The 16,474-nt window shown below is 73.1% G+C and carries 18 protein-coding genes and 2 pseudogenes; 11 read left to right on the forward strand and 9 right to left on the reverse strand.

The annotated features are described in order from the left end of the window. Together AC2CHG_RS14285 and AC2CHG_RS14290 are read right to left on the reverse strand one after the other, a co-directional pair. Positions 1 to 333 (reverse strand): annotated as a pseudogene (locus tag AC2CHG_RS14285) (hypothetical protein); the annotation flags it as partial. Positions 334 to 342: 9 nt separating this feature from the next. After that, positions 343 to 603, reverse strand: a complete 261-nt coding sequence (locus tag AC2CHG_RS14290) for a hypothetical protein (RefSeq protein ID WP_013286060.1) — start codon at positions 601 to 603, stop codon at positions 343 to 345. 220 nt (positions 604 to 823) lie between these two features. On the opposite strand from AC2CHG_RS14290, the pseudogene AC2CHG_RS14295 reads away from it, so the two are divergent. Next, positions 824 to 1,674: pseudogene (locus AC2CHG_RS14295) on the forward strand (IS5 family transposase). A gap of 17 nt (positions 1,675 to 1,691) precedes the next feature. Here the strand turns inward: AC2CHG_RS14295 and AC2CHG_RS14300 are convergent. After that, positions 1,692 to 2,069, reverse strand: a complete 378-nt coding sequence (locus tag AC2CHG_RS14300) for a hypothetical protein (RefSeq protein ID WP_194801619.1) — start codon at positions 2,067 to 2,069, stop codon at positions 1,692 to 1,694. Positions 2,070 to 2,180: 111 nt separating this feature from the next. On the opposite strand from AC2CHG_RS14300, the gene AC2CHG_RS14305 reads away from it, so the two are divergent. The 3 genes from AC2CHG_RS14305 to AC2CHG_RS14315 all read left to right on the forward strand — a co-directional run bounded on the left by AC2CHG_RS14305 (position 2,181) and on the right by AC2CHG_RS14315 (position 5,313). Continuing rightward, positions 2,181 to 4,730 (forward strand): ATP-dependent Clp protease ATP-binding subunit, encoded by a 2,550-nt coding sequence (locus AC2CHG_RS14305; RefSeq protein ID WP_262015579.1) that lies wholly within the window; start codon positions 2,181 to 2,183, stop codon positions 4,728 to 4,730. A gap of 62 nt (positions 4,731 to 4,792) precedes the next feature. Further along, positions 4,793 to 4,963: a hypothetical protein gene (locus AC2CHG_RS14310; RefSeq protein ID WP_402805756.1), complete on the forward strand. Its 171-nt coding sequence runs from the start codon at positions 4,793 to 4,795 to the stop codon at positions 4,961 to 4,963. Further along, positions 4,963 to 5,313, forward strand: a complete 351-nt coding sequence (locus AC2CHG_RS14315; RefSeq protein WP_135239924.1) for a DUF3140 domain-containing protein — start codon at positions 4,963 to 4,965, stop codon at positions 5,311 to 5,313. The genes AC2CHG_RS14310 and AC2CHG_RS14315 overlap by 1 nt, the downstream gene beginning before the upstream one ends. A gap of 49 nt (positions 5,314 to 5,362) precedes the next feature. Here AC2CHG_RS14315 and AC2CHG_RS14320 read toward each other — a convergent pair whose 3' ends face one another. The 3 genes from AC2CHG_RS14320 to AC2CHG_RS14330 are packed head-to-tail and all read right to left on the reverse strand — an operon-like array spanning position 5,363 to position 7,271. Beyond that, positions 5,363 to 5,599, reverse strand: a complete 237-nt coding sequence (locus tag AC2CHG_RS14320) for a hypothetical protein (RefSeq protein ID WP_013286065.1) — start codon at positions 5,597 to 5,599, stop codon at positions 5,363 to 5,365. A 20-nt stretch (positions 5,600 to 5,619) separates the two neighbouring features. Continuing rightward, positions 5,620 to 6,606, reverse strand: coding sequence for a LysR family transcriptional regulator (locus AC2CHG_RS14325; protein ID WP_013286066.1), 987 nt, complete (start codon positions 6,604 to 6,606; stop codon positions 5,620 to 5,622). A 47-nt stretch (positions 6,607 to 6,653) separates the two neighbouring features. Further along, positions 6,654 to 7,271: a hemerythrin domain-containing protein gene (locus AC2CHG_RS14330; RefSeq protein WP_366626140.1), complete on the reverse strand. Its 618-nt coding sequence runs from the start codon at positions 7,269 to 7,271 to the stop codon at positions 6,654 to 6,656. Between the two features lie 128 nt (positions 7,272 to 7,399). Here AC2CHG_RS14330 and AC2CHG_RS14335 point away from each other — a divergent pair, with 128 nt between their 5' ends. Further along, positions 7,400 to 8,728, forward strand: coding sequence for a M20/M25/M40 family metallo-hydrolase (locus tag AC2CHG_RS14335; RefSeq protein WP_366626142.1), 1,329 nt, complete (start codon positions 7,400 to 7,402; stop codon positions 8,726 to 8,728). Positions 8,729 to 8,789: 61 nt separating this feature from the next. Then, positions 8,790 to 9,443 carry a hypothetical protein gene (locus AC2CHG_RS14340; RefSeq protein ID WP_013286069.1) on the forward strand — a complete coding sequence of 218 codons (654 nt, stop codon included), beginning with the start codon at positions 8,790 to 8,792 and terminating at the stop codon, positions 9,441 to 9,443. Positions 9,444 to 9,500: 57 nt separating this feature from the next. On the opposite strand, the gene AC2CHG_RS14345 is transcribed toward AC2CHG_RS14340, so the two are convergent. Both AC2CHG_RS14345 and AC2CHG_RS14350 read right to left on the reverse strand, forming a co-directional pair. Then, complete coding sequence (locus AC2CHG_RS14345) at positions 9,501 to 9,692, reverse strand: DUF5703 family protein (protein WP_030274256.1); 192 nt, start codon at positions 9,690 to 9,692, stop codon at positions 9,501 to 9,503. 70 nt (positions 9,693 to 9,762) lie between these two features. Then, on the reverse strand, positions 9,763 to 10,731 hold the full coding sequence (locus AC2CHG_RS14350) for an aldo/keto reductase (RefSeq protein WP_194801614.1): 969 nt from the start codon (positions 10,729 to 10,731) through the stop codon (positions 9,763 to 9,765). A 164-nt stretch (positions 10,732 to 10,895) separates the two neighbouring features. On the opposite strand from AC2CHG_RS14350, the gene AC2CHG_RS14355 reads away from it, so the two are divergent. Together AC2CHG_RS14355 and AC2CHG_RS14360 are read left to right on the forward strand one after the other, a co-directional pair. Continuing rightward, positions 10,896 to 11,948 carry an LLM class F420-dependent oxidoreductase gene (locus AC2CHG_RS14355; RefSeq protein WP_194801613.1) on the forward strand — a complete coding sequence of 351 codons (1,053 nt, stop codon included), beginning with the start codon at positions 10,896 to 10,898 and terminating at the stop codon, positions 11,946 to 11,948. After that, complete coding sequence (locus AC2CHG_RS14360) at positions 11,945 to 12,781, forward strand: undecaprenyl-diphosphate phosphatase (RefSeq protein ID WP_366626145.1); 837 nt, start codon at positions 11,945 to 11,947, stop codon at positions 12,779 to 12,781. Before AC2CHG_RS14355 ends, AC2CHG_RS14360 begins: the two co-directional genes overlap by 4 nt. 57 nt (positions 12,782 to 12,838) lie before the next feature. Here AC2CHG_RS14360 and AC2CHG_RS14365 read toward each other — a convergent pair whose 3' ends face one another. Then, positions 12,839 to 13,429 (reverse strand): hypothetical protein, encoded by a 591-nt coding sequence (locus AC2CHG_RS14365; protein WP_484524912.1) that lies wholly within the window; start codon positions 13,427 to 13,429, stop codon positions 12,839 to 12,841. A gap of 842 nt (positions 13,430 to 14,271) precedes the next feature. Between AC2CHG_RS14365 and AC2CHG_RS14370 the strand changes: the two genes are divergently transcribed. From AC2CHG_RS14370 to AC2CHG_RS14380, 3 genes are all read left to right on the forward strand, one after another. After that, positions 14,272 to 14,985: a histidine phosphatase family protein gene (locus tag AC2CHG_RS14370; protein WP_484524913.1), complete on the forward strand. Its 714-nt coding sequence runs from the start codon at positions 14,272 to 14,274 to the stop codon at positions 14,983 to 14,985. Between the two features lie 87 nt (positions 14,986 to 15,072). Beyond that, positions 15,073 to 15,654, forward strand: a complete 582-nt coding sequence (locus AC2CHG_RS14375) for a DUF3090 domain-containing protein (RefSeq protein WP_013286077.1) — start codon at positions 15,073 to 15,075, stop codon at positions 15,652 to 15,654. Beyond that, positions 15,651 to 16,469: an SCO1664 family protein gene (locus AC2CHG_RS14380; protein WP_402805773.1), complete on the forward strand. Its 819-nt coding sequence runs from the start codon at positions 15,651 to 15,653 to the stop codon at positions 16,467 to 16,469. Before AC2CHG_RS14375 ends, AC2CHG_RS14380 begins: the two co-directional genes overlap by 4 nt. The last annotated feature ends 5 nt before the right edge of the window (positions 16,470 to 16,474 follow it).

Raw genomic sequence — 16,474 nt, forward strand, 5'->3', positions numbered from 1 at the left:
GGGCACGGGCGGCTCCTCGCCGCGCGGCGTGTCGTGCTTCGGCGGCCGCACGCCCGCAAAGGTCGGGCGACCGCCGTCGGGGGCCAGCCCGATCGCGGCCAGGTACGCGGTGAGCTGCTCCTGCGCCACGCGCAGCGCGTAGCCGGCCGTCTCGGCGTGCTCGGTGGCCGAGGACAGCTCCGGCACCCCCATCGGGTCGGACGACTCCTGGCGTACCCAGCGCAGCCGCTCCTGCGCCTGGCCGAGCTTCTCCAACGCGGCGGCGAGCTGCGCCAGCGGCAGTTCCTCGGCGGCGGCGCGCACCTGCGCGCCGATGTCCTCGACGATGGACACGGCCGGGCCTCAGAGCGTCGCGACGTAGAGCTGTGCCTGCTCCACCGCGACCAGTGTCGCGGCCAGACACTCCTCCAGCTCCTGGCCGGCCTGTGTCAGCGAGGCCTGCGCCGCCTCGACCGTCTCGTGGCCGCTGCCCTCCAGCGCGCCGGCCAGGGTCTGCTGCGCCTCGGCCAGCTTCTCGCCGGCGGCCTGCACCGCTGTCTGGCCGTCACCGATCTGCTGGAGAGCGACATCGATGGCGGCCTTCAGCTCGGCGACGCTCGCCACGGGGACCTCCTGGGGGCGGAAGAGATCTCCATTACAACCCATCGGAACGGGTGGACGAACATCCACCCTCGCGTGGTTGCGGCCCTCGTGTCCGGTTCCCGCGCTGACGTGCGCGAAGACCCCGGCCGGCGGTCCTGCCGGCGGACACCGCGGTCCCGCGAGCGGGACCGGCGTCCTAGGCGGTGTCTTCAAAGGATCTTGGTGTCGGATGATGTAGCGCGTGGGTCGTCGCTACGAGTTGTCTGACGTCGAGTGGGAAGCCCTGTCGCGGTATCTGCCGTCGGCGGTGACCGGTGGTCGGCCACGCGCCGATGACCGGCGGGTGCTCAACGGGATCGTGTGGAAGATCCGGGCCGGGGCGGCGTGGCGGGACGTGCCCGCTCGTTACGGATCGTGGCAGTCGATCTACACCCGTTTCCGTAGGTGGGCCCTGGATGGCACGTTCGAGCGGATGCTCGCCGGGGTCCAGGCCGACGCGGACGCCGCCGGTGACATCGACTGGCTGGTGTCGGTCGACTCGACCATCGTGCGAGCCCACCAGCACGCCGCCGGCGCTAAAGGGGGCGCCGGGAATCGGACGAACCACAAGATCACGCCCTCGGTCGATCTCGAGGTGGACTGACCACCAAGATTCACCTCGCCTGCGACGGCCTGGGCCGGACGCTGGCGTTCGTGCTCTCCGGCGGCAACGTCAACGACTGCACCCGCTTCGCCCACGTCATGGCCTCGATCCGCGTCGGCCGGGCGGGGCCAGGCCGACCCCGCGTCCGCCCTGATCACGTCATCGCCGACAAGGGCTACAGCTCCAAGGCGATCCGGACCGACCTTCGCCGGCGCGGCATCGGGCACACGATCCCCGAACGAGCCGACCAGCAGGCCAACCGTCGCCGGCGAGGCAGCCGCGGCGGCAGGCCACCAACGTTCGACAAGCAGCTCTACAAGCGGCGCAACGTCGTCGAACGGTGCTTCAACCGGCTCAAGCAATGCCGCAGCGTCGCCACCCGCTACGACAAGACCGCGACCTCGTACCAGGCCACCGTCACCATCGCCGCGCTACTCCAATGGTTGTGAACCTTTGAAGACACGCCCTAGCGGCCGAGCCAGCGCGGTCCGCGTACCTCCGCGCCGAGCGCGGTGACCCGCTCGCGCAGTTCGCGGTCGGCGGTGACCACCACCCGCCGCCGATCCGGCGCGGCGGCCACCAGCTCGACCATCGTGTCGTCGCCGGAGCCGGGCGCAGAGACCACGTCCACGCCGGGCGCGGGCGGCACGTGCCGGGCCGCGCCCTCCACCACCAGCACCACCTGCACCGGTGGCGGCAGCTCCGGCGGCACGCCCGCGTCCCCGACGGACGCCAGCGCGTCGCGCAGCCGGACCGCCGCGCCGGCCCGGTCCCGCCACCAGCCGTCCGGGCGCGAGCCCACCACGTTCGCGCCGTCCACGATCAGCAGCGGTCTGCTCTCCATGCCCCCAGCCTGCCATCCGGTCGCGTTTGTCGCGCCGACCGCCGGGTAGCCACCGCCGACCGTGCCGCGCGTGCCGGGTGCCGGTCGTGCCGACTGACTGCGGAGGACGAGATGATGGGACCGGGTGACTTCGGCAACGACCCCTGGGACGAGTTCCTGGCCCGATACTTCGGCCGGGGCGAGGGGGGACGGCGGCCGGCGCACCGGGTCGACATCACGCGCCTGATGACCGCCGACGCGCGGGAGATGCTCGCCGACGCGGCCCGCCGCGCGGCCCAGAAACACAGCAACGACCTGGACACCGACCACCTGCTCTGGGCGGCGTTGCAGCGCGAGCCGCTGCGCGACCTGGTCCGCCGGGCCGGCGCCGACCCGGACGCGCTGCTGGGCGCGCTGGGCGGCCGCGGCGAGGGCGCGCCGCGCGGCGAGGTGCCGCCGAACCTGTCGCTCACCCCGGCGGCGAAGCGGGCGCTGCTCGACGCGCACCAGTTGTCCCGGGCGATGGGCGCCAACTACATCGGTCCCGAGCACATCCTGATGGCGTTGCCGCTGAACCCCGAGTCGCCGGCCGGCCGGATGCTCGCCGCCGGCCGGATCCAGCCCGAGTCGTTGCAGGCGGCCAGCGCCGAGCGCGGCGCGACGAACGCCCCGCGACCGGACCGCGGCACCCCGACCCTCGACCAGTACGGCCAGGACCTCACCGAGCTGGCCCGGATGGACCAGATCGACCCGGTGATCGGCCGGGCCGACGAGATCGAGCAGGCGGTGGAGATCCTGTCCCGGCGGACCAAGAACAACCCGGTGCTGATCGGCGAGGCCGGTGTCGGCAAGACCGCGATCGTGGAGGGTCTGGCGGAGCGGATCTGCGACGGCGACGTGCCGCAGACGCTGATCGGCAAGCGGGTGATCCAGCTCGACCTGTCCGGCCTGGTCGCCGGCACCCGCTACCGGGGCGACTTCGAGGAACGCCTGAAGAAGGTGATCGACGAGATCCGCGCCCACCGCGAGGAGCTGATCATCTTCCTCGACGAGATCCACACGCTGGTCGGCGCGGGCGGCGCCGGCAGCGAGGGCGGGATGGACGCCTCGAACATGCTCAAGCCGGCCCTGGCGCGCGGCGAGCTGCGGGTGATCGGCGCGACCACGCTGGACGAGTACCGGCGCAGCATCGAGAAGGACGCCGCGCTGGCCCGCCGGTTCCAGCCGGTGCTGGTGCCCGAGCCGACAGTCGACGACACCATCGCGATCCTGCGCGGCCTGCGCGACAGGTACGAGGCGCACCACCAGGTCCGGTTCACCGACGAGGCGCTGGTCGCCGCCGGTGAGCTGTCCGACCGGTACGTCACCGACCGGTTCCTGCCGGACAAGGCGATCGACCTGATCGACCAGGCCGGCGCGCGGGTGCGGCTGCGCACCCGTACCCCGGCCGAGGACGTGCGCGAGCTGGAGCAGCAGCTCGACGAGACGCGCCGGGACAAGGAGCAGGCGGTCTCCGACGAGCAGTACGAGCGGGCCTCCGCGCTGCGCGACCGGCTCGCCGAACTGGAGGACCAGGTCCGCCGCGCCCGCGGCGACGAGGGCCCCAACCACGTGCCCGAGGTGGGCCCGACGGAGATCGCCGAGGTGGTCTCCCGGGCCACCGGCATCCCGGTCACCCAGCTCACCGAGGAGGAACGCGACCGGCTGCTGCGCCTGGAGGGGCACCTGCACGAGAAGATCATCGGCCAGGACGACGCGGTCAGCGCCGTCTCCGAGGCGGTACGCCGCTCCCGTACCGGCCTGGCCGACCCGGACCGGCCGATGGGCAGCTTCCTGTTCCTCGGCCCGACCGGCGTCGGCAAGACCGAGCTGGCCCGGGCGCTGGCCGAGGCGCTGTTCGGCGAGGCGGACCGGATGGTCCGGGTGGACATGAGCGAGTTCCAGGAACGGCACACGGTCAGCCGGCTGGTCGGCGCCCCGCCCGGGTACGTCGGCTACGAGGAGGCCGGCCAGCTCACCGAGGCGGTGCGGCGCCGCCCGTACGCCGTGGTGCTGCTGGACGAGATCGAGAAGGCGCACCCGGACGTGTTCAACATCCTGCTCCAGGTGCTCGACGACGGGCGGCTCACCGACAGTCAGGGCCGCACCGTGAACTTCAAGAACACCGTCCTGATCATGACCAGCAACCTCGGCTCGGAGCTGATCACCGGCACCCAGCGCACCGTCGGCTTCGCCACCGGCGCGCCCGGCGAGCAGGAGAGCGACGAGCTGCGGGAACGGCTGATGCGCCGGCTCCAGGAGAACTTCCGCCCGGAGTTCCTCAACCGCATCGACGAGGTGATCATCTTCCAGCGGCTGGAGGCCGAGCAGCTGCGCCAGATCACCGGGCTGCTGCTGGAGGAGACCCGCCGCCGCATGCACGCCCAGGACATCCAGGTCGACTTCAGCACCGCCGGCGTCGACTGGCTCGCCGAGCACGGCTACCAGCCCGAGTTCGGGGCCCGTCCGCTGCGCCGGGTGATCCAGCGCGAGGTCGACAACCGGCTGTCCCGGATGCTGCTGGAGAACGAGATCTCGCCCGGGCAGAAGGTCACCGTCGACACCCGCGACGACCAGCTCGTCTTCGACGTCACCGCCGGTGAGCGGGGCTACACGCCGGCCACCACGTCCCATCCCCGATGACCGGCCGTGGCCCGTCCCGGCCGGGCCGGGACGGGCCGCCACCGAAGGACCGGAGGGCGGACATGACCGAACCCGAGGAGATCCCCGACGACGGCGTCGGGGCCGGTGAGCCGATCGAGGCGACCCCGACGGCGAACCCGTCCCGGGTGCGGGTGCCGCCGGAGGGCCTGAAGCAGCACACACCGAACGAGGGCGAGCCGGCATCCGGGCCGCCGCCGGGAGAGGAGGCGTGATGGTACGCGAGGCGCGACTCGACCCCGAGGTCGAGGTGATCTGGGACGACTTCCACGCCGAGGTGAACGTGTCCTCCGAGACGCTGCGGCAGTGGCTGCTGACCCGCGGCTCGGGGGAGGAGGCGTTCGGCCCGGGCCCGGACCTGGACCTGCCCGAGCCGGGCCGGCAGATCCTCGCCGTGCTGCGCAAGCGCAAGGTGGACCTCACACCGGAGGACATCGAGGTGATGCGGGAGGCGATCACCCGGATCCGGGAGCTGACCGCGCAGCGGCCACGCCGGGGCAACGCCGACGACGAGTGGCGCCACGCCCTGCTCGACCTCGGGCACGACGTCCTCGTCGAACGCTGAGCCGAAAGCCGGCGGCGCGCGGGGGGCCCCCCCGCCCGGCCGCCACCGGCTACTCCGACTCCAGGCTGGGCAGCCGCAGCCCGGCCGCGTCCGCAGCGGCCTGCCGGTCGGCGCGGGCGCGTTCCTCGCGGCTGAGCAGGTTGGCGTACTCCGTCACGTCGGCCGGCCCCGGCACCTCCGGCAACCGGCGCAGGAACGCCTCCACCTCGGCGGCGGCGGTGGTGTGCGCGGTCGCCGCCTGGCGCAGCAGCTCCCGCTGGTCGGCGGCCGGATACAGATCAGTCATGTCGCCGGTGTTACCCGGGTTCAGGCGATTCGCACCCCACCCGAGCCGTTGGGCTGCACGCCGAACTCCGGGTGCGCCAGCAGCCAGCCCAGGTACTCCGGATGGTTCGCCAGCGCGTCGGTGTACGCCGCGACCGCCGCCGCCAGCACCGGCTCGGCCACCGCCGCGGCCGGCACGTCCGGATGCCAGCCCAGCAGCAGCCGCCAGCGCAGCGGCGTACCGGCGAGCCGGCGGGTCACCAGACCGGCCACCGGACGGAACGTGGCCTGGCACAACGCCACCGCCTCACCCGCGTCCACCAGGTCCAGCGCGGCCCGCACGTCCGCCTCGTACACCTTCTTCGGGGTGAAGCCGGAGCGGGCGCAGGCGGCGGCGAAGCAGTCGCCGAAGCAGCCGTCGCCCGGCGCGGCCACCCACCGCTCACGCCGCAGGTCGACCAGGTCGACGTCGGCGCGGCCGGCCAGCGGGTGGGTCTGCGGCAGCAGCACGCAGATCGGCTCCACCGCCACCTCCCGCCAGCTCAGCCCGAACCCGGCCGACGGCGTCGAGTCGCCGCACACGCCGGTCAGCGCGAAGTCGAGCCGGCCACCCGCGACCATCTGCGCCAGCTCGTCCACCGACCAGGAGCCGTACGTGGTGATCTGCGCGTCCGGCCGCTCGGCGGCGAGCCGGTGCACCAGCCGCCCCAGGATCGGGCTGTTCACCCCGCCGAAGCGGTACCGGCGCAGCGGATCGCCCGCGCCGGCCATCCGGGCCGCCTCGTCCCGCAGGCCCTTCATCGCCGGCAGCAGCACCCGGGCCCGGTCCAGCACCAGCTCGCCCAGCGCGGTGGGACGGGCGCCGCGGCGGTCCCGTTCGAACAACGGCCCGCCCAGCGCCCGTTCGATCCGCTGAAGCTGGGCGGTCAGCGCCGGCTGGGCCAGGCCGAGCGCCGAGGCGGCCTTGGTGACGCTCCCCGTCTCCGCGATCGCGCAGACCACACGCAGGTGTCGCAGCTCCAGATCCATACCGTGACGGTAGGACCACGAACCGATACACGGAAGGGGCGATCGGCTCACCCCTCGCGGGGATGCTCCAGGTCGCTCAGCCGGGTACGCCGCCCGGTGACCGCGTCGCGCACCTTGTCCAGCACCCCGACCGCCGGTTCGACGATCTTGTTCCAGGGCGGGGTGGCGGGCGTGCCGGGGTGCGGCCGGGTCGGCGCCGCCTCCTCCGCGATCTCCCACCGGTTGCCCAGCCGGATCAGCTCGGCGTCGCTCGCCACCTCGCGCAGCGGCGTGACCAGCGCCGCGACGCGGCTGACGTGCCGGCGGACCCGCTCGGCGACGTCCGCGACCGCCGGGTCGTCGGCACCGGACAGCTCCTTGAGCGCGGTCAGCAGCCCGGCATCCGCCTCGATCTCCCGCTCCACCAGCTCGGCGGCGTCCGGCATCGCGGCGCGGGCCGCCGGGAACAGGTACTGCTCCTCGGCGGACAGGTGGCGGGACACGGCGGCGGTCAGCACGTCGAGCACCTCACGCCGGCCGGTGGCGTCCAGCGCCGGGTCGGTGACCCGGTCGGCCAGCCCCAGCAGCGCCTGGTGCTCGGTGTCCACGAGGTCGGCGACGCTGCGCCCACCCGGCCGGTACGCGTCGTCGGCGGCCGGCGGCAGCGGCGGCAGGGGGACGGTCATGGTGCCCTCCTCATGACGGCCGGAGTCGATGTCCGGGCGGTCCGGCGGTACCCGGCCCGGCGATCCGCGAAACCGCCGCCGGGCCACCGGCGGCCCGCGACCACCTCACCTGCTGGTATAAGGAAGCGATGACGAGCGACGCCGCCCCCGCCCGAACCGACGCCACCGACGAGGTCGTCGACCTCTGCCGCGACCTGCTGCGCATCGACACCACGAACACCGGCGACAACGACACCAGCGCGGGGGAGCGGCGCGCCGCCGAGTACGTCGCGGAGAAACTCGCCGAGGTCGGCGTCGACGCCGAGATCCACGAATCCGCGCCCGGCCGGGCCAACCTGGTCGCCCGGATCCCCGGCACCGAACCCGGCCGCGACGCGCTGCTCGTGCACGGCCACCTCGACGTGGTGCCCGCCGACCCGGACGAGTGGTCGGTGCACCCGTTCTCCGGCGAGATCCGCGACGGCTACCTGTGGGGCCGCGGCGCGATCGACATGAAGGACTTCGACGCGATGGTGCTCGCCGTCGTCCGTGACTGGCAGCGCACCGGCGTCCGCCCCCGGCGCGACGTCGTGCTCGCCTTCACCGCCGACGAGGAGGCCGGCAGCGACTACGGTGCCCACTTCCTCACCCAGCACCACCGCGACCTGTTCGACGGCTGCACCGAGGCGATCGGCGAGGTCGGCGGCTTCTCCTACTCGGTCGACGAGCAGCGCCGCCTCTACCTGATCGAGACCGCCGAGAAGGGCATCGACTGGCTGCGCCTGCACGCCAAGGGCCGGCCCGGCCACGGCTCGATGGTGCACGACGACAACGCGGTCACCGCGCTCGCCGAGGCGGTCGCCCGGATCGGCCGGCACCGCTTCCCGGTGGTGATGACCGACACCGTACGGGCGTTCCTCGCCGAGGTCTCCGACGTGCTCGGCATCGAGATCGACCCGGACGACCCGGAGACCGCGATCGCCAAGCTCGGCCCGATCGCCAACATCATCGGCGCGACCGTCCGCAACACCGCCAACCCGACCCGCCTGGCCGCCGGCTACAAGGACAACGTCATCCCCGGCCGGGCCACCGCCACCATCGACTGCCGCAGCCTGCCCGGGCAGAGCGAGGAACTGGAACGGCAGCTGCGCGAGCTGGTCGGGCCGGACATCGCCATCGAGTACGTCCAGCGCCAGCCGGCCCTGGAGACCACGTTCGACGGTGACCTGGTGGCGCACATGTCGGAGGCGCTGCGCGCCGAGGACCCCGGCGCGCACCCGGTGCCGTACATGCTCTCCGGTGGCACCGACGCCAAGGCGTTCTCCCAGCTCGGCATCCGCTGCTTCGGTTTCGCGCCGCTGCGGCTGCCCGCCGACCTCAATTTCTCCGGCCTGTTCCACGGCATCGACGAGCGGGTTCCGCTGGACGGACTACAGTTCGGCGTGCGGGTTCTGGACCGCTTCCTCCGTACCTGCTGACCGCGCCCGCCGCGGCGCCGCCGGCGCGGAACCTCCCCCCATCGCGAAGGGACTGCCACACATGACCGACCAGCACGGTGAGCTGGACGCCGCCCTCGAGCGGGTGATCGACGCGGCCCGCGCCCACCTGGCCGCCGTCCGGGCCGCCCAGGGCCGGATCGACGACGACGCCGTCTGGCAGGCGTACGTCGCGTTGAACAACGCCTCGTTCGCCTACGACGAGCAGCTGCTCGACGCGTTCGGCGAGGTGACGCCCTGGGACGTGGAGTCGATCGACCCGGACGAGGCCGACGAGCGCTTCGGCGCCGTCGAGGGCGGCGAGCCCACCGACCCGCACCCGCGGGTCATCTCGGTGCGGCAGCGGCGCGACTACCGGGTGCCGAGTGTCGCCGCGCTGCTGCGCGCGGCCGAGGCGGCCCGCCGGGAGGGCACCCCGGAGGAGGACGAGCCGGCGCCGGTCGAGGGCGTCGGCGAGGCGGTGCTGGAGCTGCTGCAGAGCGGCGACGGCTCGCTGTCCGCGCTCGACGTGCCGGAGCTGGAGCCGCTGGACGGTGTGGTGATGGTCAGCGAGGTCGGCACCCCCGTCGACCTGGAGTCGTTCGACGACGACGACCCGGTCGGCCCGTTCCAGCCGGCCGCCGACGACCGGCTGGTCGGCCGGCTCGACGAGCACCCGTTCATGGAGCTCGACGAGGAGCACGACCACGCGCACTAGGCCGTGCGCGTCCCCGGGGCGGCGCCGCGTCGCGCGGCCCCGGGGACGGGCCCGTCGTCAGTACGACAGGCCCGGCTGCGACTGGTTGACCAGGCGGCGCCGCAGCACCACCTGCCGCGTGCCGTCCCGGTAGAGCCGCACCCGGGCCAGCTCCCAGCCGGAGAACTCGGCCTGGATCGCCAGCTGCGCCGCGGCGGTCAGCCGATCGACGTTCGAGGGCAACCGCAGCGGCGCGTATTCGTAGTCCATGCCCCTATGCTGCCCAGGTCGCGGGCCCTCCGCCACCCCCTGCGGGTGACCCGGATCGCCCTCGTACGGCTCAGCCGTCGCGCTCCGGGTAGCCCACCGGCACCGCCGACACGTCGTCCAGCGCCGTGACGATCTCCTCCGGCAGCGTCATCCGCTCCACCTGCAACGCGCCGAGCAGCTGCCCGACGGTCCGGGCACCCAGGATCGGCGCGGTCACGCCTGGCCGGTCCCGCACCCAGGCCAGCGCCACCTCCAGCGGCGACACGCCGAGCCCGCCGGCCGCGATGGCGACCGCCTCCACGATGCTGGAGCAGCGCGGCTCCAGGTACGTGGCGACGAACCGCTCGAAGTGCGGCGACACCGCCCGCGAGTCGGCCGGGCGGCCGTTGCGGTACTTGCCGGTCAGCACGCCCCGGCCCAGCGGCGACCAGGGCAGCACACCCAGCCCCATCCCGGCGCAGGCGGGCAGCACCTCCCGCTCCACACCGCGCTCCAGCAGCGAGTACTCCACCTGCGCGGCGACCACCGGCGCGCGCCCCGGCCAGGCGGCCTGCCAGGCGGCGGCCCGGGCGGTCTGCCAGCCGGAGAAGTTCGACACCCCCACGTAGCGGGCCTTCCCGCTGGACACCGCGTGGTCCAGCGCCGAGAGCGTCTCCTCCAGCGGGGTGTCCGGGTCGTACCCGTGCACCTGCCACAGGTCGACGTGGTCGGTGCCCAGCCGGCGCAGCGAGGCGTCGAGCGTGCGCAGCAGGTGCCCCCGCGAGCCGTCCCGGCGGCGGCTGCCCGGCCGCAGGCCCGCCTTGGTGGCGATCAGCAGCTCGTCGCGGTCCACCAGGGTGCCCAGCAGGGAGCCGATCACCGACTCGGCGTCGCCGTCGGCGTACACGTCGGCGGTGTCGACGAGGTTGCCGCCCGCGTCGAGGTAACTCTTCAGCTGGGCGGCCGCGTCGTCGGCGTCGGTGTCCCGTCCCCAGGTCATGGTGCCGAGCGCGAGCCGCGATACCGCCAGCCCGCTTCGGCCGAGCGGTCGCTGTTGCATGCGTGAACCTTATTTCGAACCCGGCGTCACGGATATCCTCGCCGCAGTCAACTTCCCGCGCGACCTCCACCCGGTGTGACATGTTCGGGGCGAGCCGGACGTCGAGGGTGCCACGCTCATTGCGTAACCTGATGCGACCTGTGGTGCGGACGGTGGGAGGATCAGTGCGACTCGGGCTCAACCTCGGATACCAGACGGCGTGGAGCACGCCCTTCGACCACCTGGCGCTGGCCCAGGAGGCGGACCGGCTCGGCTACTCGGTGGTCTGGGCCGCGGAGGCGTACGGCTCGGACTCGCCGAGCATGCTGGCCTGGATCGCCGGTCAGACGGAGCGCATCGACGTCGGGTCCGCGGTCATGCAGATCCCGGCCCGTACCCCCGCCATGACCGCGATGACCGCCGCGACCATCGACACGCTCTCCGGCGGCCGGTTCCGGCTCGGCCTGGGCGTGTCCGGCCCGCAGGTCTCCGAGGGCTGGCACGGTGTGCGGTTCGCCAAGCCGCTGGCCCGCACCCGCGAGTACGTCGACATCGTCAAGCTGGCGGTGGCCCGCAAGGAGGTCGCGTACGACGGCGAGCACTACACGCTGCCGCTGCCCGACGGCCCCGGCAAGGCGCTGCGGCTGGGCTTCCACCCGCCGCGCGAGCACATCCCGATCTACCTGGCCGCCGTCGGCCCGAAGAACCTGGAACTGGCCGGCGAGATCGCCGACGGCTGGCTGGCCGTCTTCTACTCCCCGGAGTTCGCCGAGGAGCACCTCGCCTCGGTGCGCGCCGGGCGCGCCGCGGCGGGCAAGGAACTGGCCGGCTTCGACGTGGTGCCGTCCGTGCCGGTCGTGGTCGGCGACGACATCGCCACCTGCGCCGAGCTGGTGCGCTGGTACGCCGCGCTGTACGTCGGCGGCATGGGCAGCCGCAAGCAGAACTTCTACAACCAGCTCGCCACCCGGATGGGCTACGGCGACGCGGCCCGCGAGGTCCAGGACCTCTACCTGGCCAAGCGGCAGCGCGACGCGGCCGCCGCCGTACCGATGGAGTTCATCGACCGCACCTCGCTGCTCGGCCCGAAGGAGCGCATCGCCGAGCGGATGCGGGAGTACGCCGCCGCGGGCGTGACCACCCTGTCGGTGTCGCTGTTCGTGGCCGACCGGGACAGCGGGGTGCAGACCCTGCGTACCGTCGCCGAGGCCCTGGAGCTGTCCGGAGTCGGCGAGTGACCTGGATCGAGGCCATCGTCCTGGGCCTGGTCCAGGGGCTGACCGAGTTCCTTCCGGTGTCCTCGTCCGGGCATCTGCGGATCACCTCGGAACTGTTCTTCGGCCGGGACGCGGGCGCGTCGTTCACCGCGGTGACCCAGCTCGGCACCGAGGCCGCCGTCCTGATCTACTTCGCCAAGGACATCTGGCGGATCGTCCGCACCTGGTTCGTCGGCCTGGTCGACCGCTCGGTGCGGTCCAGCCTCGACTACCGGATGGGCTGGTACGTCATCGTCGGCACCATCCCGATCGGCATCTTCGGGCTGATCTTCAAGGACCAGATCCGCACCGCCGGCCGCAACCTCTGGCTGATCTCCTGCACGCTGATCATCGGCGCGATGCTGCTGGCCTTCGCCGAGTACTGGGGCCGGCAGACCCGCACGCTGGAGAACTTCCGGATGCGCGACGGCGTGGTGATGGGCTTCGCCCAGGCCGCGGCGCTCGTGCCTGGCGTCTCCCGGTCGGGCGGCACCCTGACCGCGGGCCTGCTGCTCAACCTCACCCGGGAGACCGCCGCCCGCTACTCGTTCCTGCTGGCCATCCCGGCCGTGGTGATCTCCGGTGTGTTCAGTCTCCCGGACGTCTTCGAGCCGTCGGCGCCGGGCACCGCCGCGCCGAGCGTGGCGCAGATGGTCATCGCGACGCTCATCGCGTTCGCCGTCGGCTACGCGGCCATCGCGTGGCTGCTGCGCTACGTCGCCCACCACACGCTGTACGTCTTCGTGCTGTACCGGGTGGCGCTGGGCAGCCTGCTGATCTGCCTGCTGGCGACCGGCACGATCAGCGCCACCTGACGCTGTCGTGCGAAAGGCCGGCACCCCGCTGTTCGGGGTGCCGGCCTTCTGCTTGTCTTAGCTGTTCCAGTGCTGGGCGACGAGGTCGGCGGCCTGCTGTTCCCACTGGGCGTAGTGGTCGGGGTAGGCGGAGACCTGGACGGTCTGGGCGGCGGCGGTCAGGGGCATGTCCTGCCAGCCGTCGACCTGCTTGAGGCCCTTCAGGAAGGCGGTGGTGGAGTATTCGGGGTCGGTGATCTGCTCGACCGTGCCCCAACCACTGGAGGGGCGCTGCTGGAACAGGCCCTGCGAGTCGTGGTCGTTGCGGTCGCCGAGGTGGCCGAGGTTCTCCAGCTTCGACTCCTGCAGGGCGGTGGCGATGGAGACGACGGCGGCGCGTTCGTCCATGCCGGCCTTCTTGGTCGCGGCGATGATGGCCTTGACGTTGGCGGTCTGCTCGTCGTCGAGGTCGATGTGGGACTGGGTGCCCTGGACGCCGTGCGGGATGAGCGCGGCGCTGTCCAGCTTGCCGGTGGCCTGGGTGGTGGTGACCGCGGTGTCCCGGGCGGTGGGGGTGCTGGTGTCGTGGTTGAGGGGGCCGGCGGCGAGGCCACCGGCGACGGTCAGACCGGCGATACCGAGAATGCTCTTTCGCAGGATCGTGTTCATGGTGGGCTCCGTTCGGGGGTCGACGCACACCCGGGGGTGGGGTGCGTGGGCACCGTCAGGCGCTCAAGGAAGTCTTCGGGGGATCCGGCGCCTTGCGCTCACGCGGCCCGCGGACGCCCGGGGGTGGCGTACGGGGCTCACTGGCCGCGCCGGAGACATGCACAACGACCGCCGGCCCGGGGTCATTCCCGGGTGCCGCTGCCCGCCTGCCAGGGGGGCCGGGAGTGCTGCTGCGGTCGTTCACCAGGTATAACGCCCAGCCACCGTCCCCGATTCCGCCACCCGGGTGTCCCCGACCACCCCGAAACCGGACACCCGACGCACCGCTCACACCCGCCTCCCGGACCACCCACGCCCACCCCCCGACCGTCCCCGCAAGCGTCGATCATGAAGTTGACGGCACCTCGCGTCCGGTTTGTGACCGTCAACTTCATGATCATTTGGAAGGTCGAGCCGCCGACGGCGGTCTCAAAGGGCTTGCGAGAGATCTTGGTACGGAACGGCCCCTGTAAGGGCGGGAACGTACCAAGATCTCCATCCGGCGGCGGCAGAGAGCCAGCGCAGGCGAGCGGGCCCCGGCGCACGGACACCACGGGAGATCTTGGAAGGAAACGGCCCTCATGGGGCCCCTTCCTTCCAAGATCTCCGCCTGCCGCCGAACGCGTCCCCTGGGTGGTACGGGCTGCCTCGGGCTGCTGGGTGTTGACGATGAGGTTGGCCGGGTTGGTCCGGCCCAACTTCATGATCGACGCCGACGGATGGAGGTTCGGGGACCGGTGTGCGGGGGCGGGAGGCGGTGGGGGTCGTGGCGGGACGATCATCGGGGGGACGTACCGCCTAGGGTGGTCAGCGTGGCGACCCTTCTGCTTCTGCGACACGGCCGGACCACCGCGAACGCCGACGGCGGCCTGGCCGGGCGGCAACCGGTCGAGCTGGACGACACCGGCCGGGCGCAGGCCACGGCGGTCGGCGCGCGTCTCGCCGGGCTGCCGCTCGCGGCGGTGGTGACCAGCCCGCTCATCCGCTGCCGGCAGACCCTCGACCTGGCCCTTCCCGGCACCGAGCCGGTCGTCGACGACGGGCTGATCGAGTGCGGGTACGGCGACTGGGAGGGGCAGTCGCTGAAGAAGCTGGCGAAGGAGCCGCTCTGGCCGGTGGTGCAGCAGCACCCGAGCGCCGCCGCGTTCCCGCAGGGCGAGTCGATGGCGGCGATGTCCGCGCGCGCCGTGGCGGCGGTCCGGGCCTGGGACGCGCGGGTCAGCGCCGAGCACGGGCCGGAGGCCGTCTGGCTGGCGTGCAGCCACGGCGACGTGATCAAGGCGATCGTGGCGGACGCGCTCGGCGTACACCTTGATCTTTTCCAGCGGATCGTGGCCGACCCGGCGTCGGTGACGGCGATCCGCTACACCCCGTTGCGGCCGTTCCTGGTCCGGCTCAACGACACCGGCGGTGACCTGTCGGCGCTGGTCCCGCCGCCGCGCAAGCGGCGCCGGCGCCCGGCGCGGGCGGCCGAGTCCGACGCGGCGGTCGGCGGAGGCGCGGGCGCGGCCGGGTGAGACCGGCGTACGCGGCGCGTTCGCTCTGGGCGGATTCGGCGTCGGTGGGCTGCGCGGTGCTTCCGGACGCCGGATAGGGTCGTGGGTATGACGCACCAGGTGCACGCCTTCGAGCCGCCGGAGCGGTTCGTCGCCGGTACGGTCGGCCCGCCGGGGGAGCGCACGTTCTTCCTCCAGGCGCGCGGCGGCGGCCGGCTGGTCAGCGTGTCGCTGGAGAAGGTCCAGGTGTCGTTGCTCGCCGAGAAGCTGGAGGAGCTGCTCGCCGAGGCGCAGCGCCGCTTCGGCGTGAAGCTGCCGGAGCCGGTCACCACCGTGACCGGCGACAACGAGCCGCTCGACACGCCCGTGGACGAGGAGTTCCGGGTCGGCACGCTGGGCCTGGCCTTCGACGTGGACACCGCCACCGTGGTGATCGAGGCGATCGCCGTCGGTGAGGCGGAGGTCGAGGTCGAGCTGGGCGACGCGGACGACGACGCCGACGAGGATCCGGACGAGCCGGACGACGACCTCGACCGCCTGCGGGTGCGGCTGACCCCGGAGGCGACCCGCGAGTTCATCGAGCGGGCCAAGCGCGTCGTGAACGCCGGCCGGCCCCCCTGCCCGCTGTGCGGCCAGCCGCTCGACCCGGCCGGTCACCTCTGCCCCCGGCACAACGGCTATCACCGGTGACCTCGTCGGAACTGCAGCCCCGACAGGACGGCGCCGAGGCGCTGCGGCTGCTCGCCGACGGTGAGCTGACCCTCCAGGGGCGGCTCGTCGACGCCTCCAACGCGACGCTGCGCGGCGTCATCGCGCTCGGCGACGTGACCGCGCACTGCGTCTACAAGCCGGTACGCGGCGAGCGCCCGCTCTGGGACTTCCCGGACGGCACGCTCGCCGGCCGGGAGGTGTCCGCGTACCTGGTGTCCCGGGCCACCGGCTGGGACCTGGTGCCCCCGACCGTGCTGCGCGACGGCCCGTTCGGTCCCGGCTCGTGCCAGCTCTGGATCGACGAGCCGGACGACGCCGAGCCGCTCGTCGGGTTCGTGCCGGCGCGGGAGATCCCGCCGCGCTGGTTCCCGGTCGCCGCGGCCCGCGACGACGACGGGGCGGCGTACGCGCTGGCGCACGCCGACGACCCCCGCCTGGCCCGGCTCGTCGTGCTCGACGCGGTGATCAACAACGCCGACCGCAAGGGCGGGCACGTGCTCGTCGGCCCGGACGACCGGATCTACGGCGTCGACCACGGCGTGAGCTTCCACGTCGAGGAGAAGCTGCGTACGGTGCTGTGGGGCTGGGCCGGCCGCGAGCTGCCGCCGGACGCGGTGGAGATGCTCGACGGCCTGGCCGGGCAGCTGCGCGGGTCGCTCGGCGAGGAACTGGCCGAGCACCTGACCATCGGTGAGCTGGCCGCGCTGGCGGAACGGGTCGAGCGGCTGGGCGAGAGCGGCCGGTTCCCGCTGCCGCCGCAGGAGTGGCCGGCGATGCCCTGGCCGCCGATGTGAGCCGT

The sequence above is a fragment of the Micromonospora sp. ATLC20 genome, assembly GCF_057196585.1.

Bases quoted from the DNA above. Each gene is read 5' to 3' on its own strand.
- AC2CHG_RS14340 (WP_013286069.1), top strand. From the start codon at position 8,790: ATGACCGACCAGCACGGTGAGCTGGACGCCGCCCTCGAGCGGGTGATC.
- AC2CHG_RS14330 (WP_366626140.1), bottom strand. From the start codon at position 7,271: ATGACCGTCCCCCTGCCGCCGCTGCCGCCGGCCGCCGACGACGCGTAC.
- AC2CHG_RS14315 (WP_135239924.1), top strand. From the start codon at position 4,963: ATGGTACGCGAGGCGCGACTCGACCCCGAGGTCGAGGTGATCTGGGAC.
- AC2CHG_RS14320 (WP_013286065.1), bottom strand. From the start codon at position 5,599: ATGACTGATCTGTATCCGGCCGCCGACCAGCGGGAGCTGCTGCGCCAG.
- AC2CHG_RS14375 (WP_013286077.1), top strand. From the start codon at position 15,073: ATGACGCACCAGGTGCACGCCTTCGAGCCGCCGGAGCGGTTCGTCGCC.
- AC2CHG_RS14310 (WP_402805756.1), top strand. From the start codon at position 4,793: ATGACCGAACCCGAGGAGATCCCCGACGACGGCGTCGGGGCCGGTGAG.
- AC2CHG_RS14345 (WP_030274256.1), bottom strand. From the start codon at position 9,692: ATGGACTACGAATACGCGCCGCTGCGGTTGCCCTCGAACGTCGATCGG.
- AC2CHG_RS14365 (WP_484524912.1), bottom strand. From the start codon at position 13,429: ATGAACACGATCCTGCGAAAGAGCATTCTCGGTATCGCCGGTCTGACC.
- AC2CHG_RS14335 (WP_366626142.1), top strand. From the start codon at position 7,400: ATGACGAGCGACGCCGCCCCCGCCCGAACCGACGCCACCGACGAGGTC.
- AC2CHG_RS14325 (WP_013286066.1), bottom strand. From the start codon at position 6,606: ATGGATCTGGAGCTGCGACACCTGCGTGTGGTCTGCGCGATCGCGGAG.
- AC2CHG_RS14305 (WP_262015579.1), top strand. From the start codon at position 2,181: ATGATGGGACCGGGTGACTTCGGCAACGACCCCTGGGACGAGTTCCTG.
- AC2CHG_RS14350 (WP_194801614.1), bottom strand. From the start codon at position 10,731: ATGCAACAGCGACCGCTCGGCCGAAGCGGGCTGGCGGTATCGCGGCTC.
- AC2CHG_RS14300 (WP_194801619.1), bottom strand. From the start codon at position 2,069: ATGGAGAGCAGACCGCTGCTGATCGTGGACGGCGCGAACGTGGTGGGC.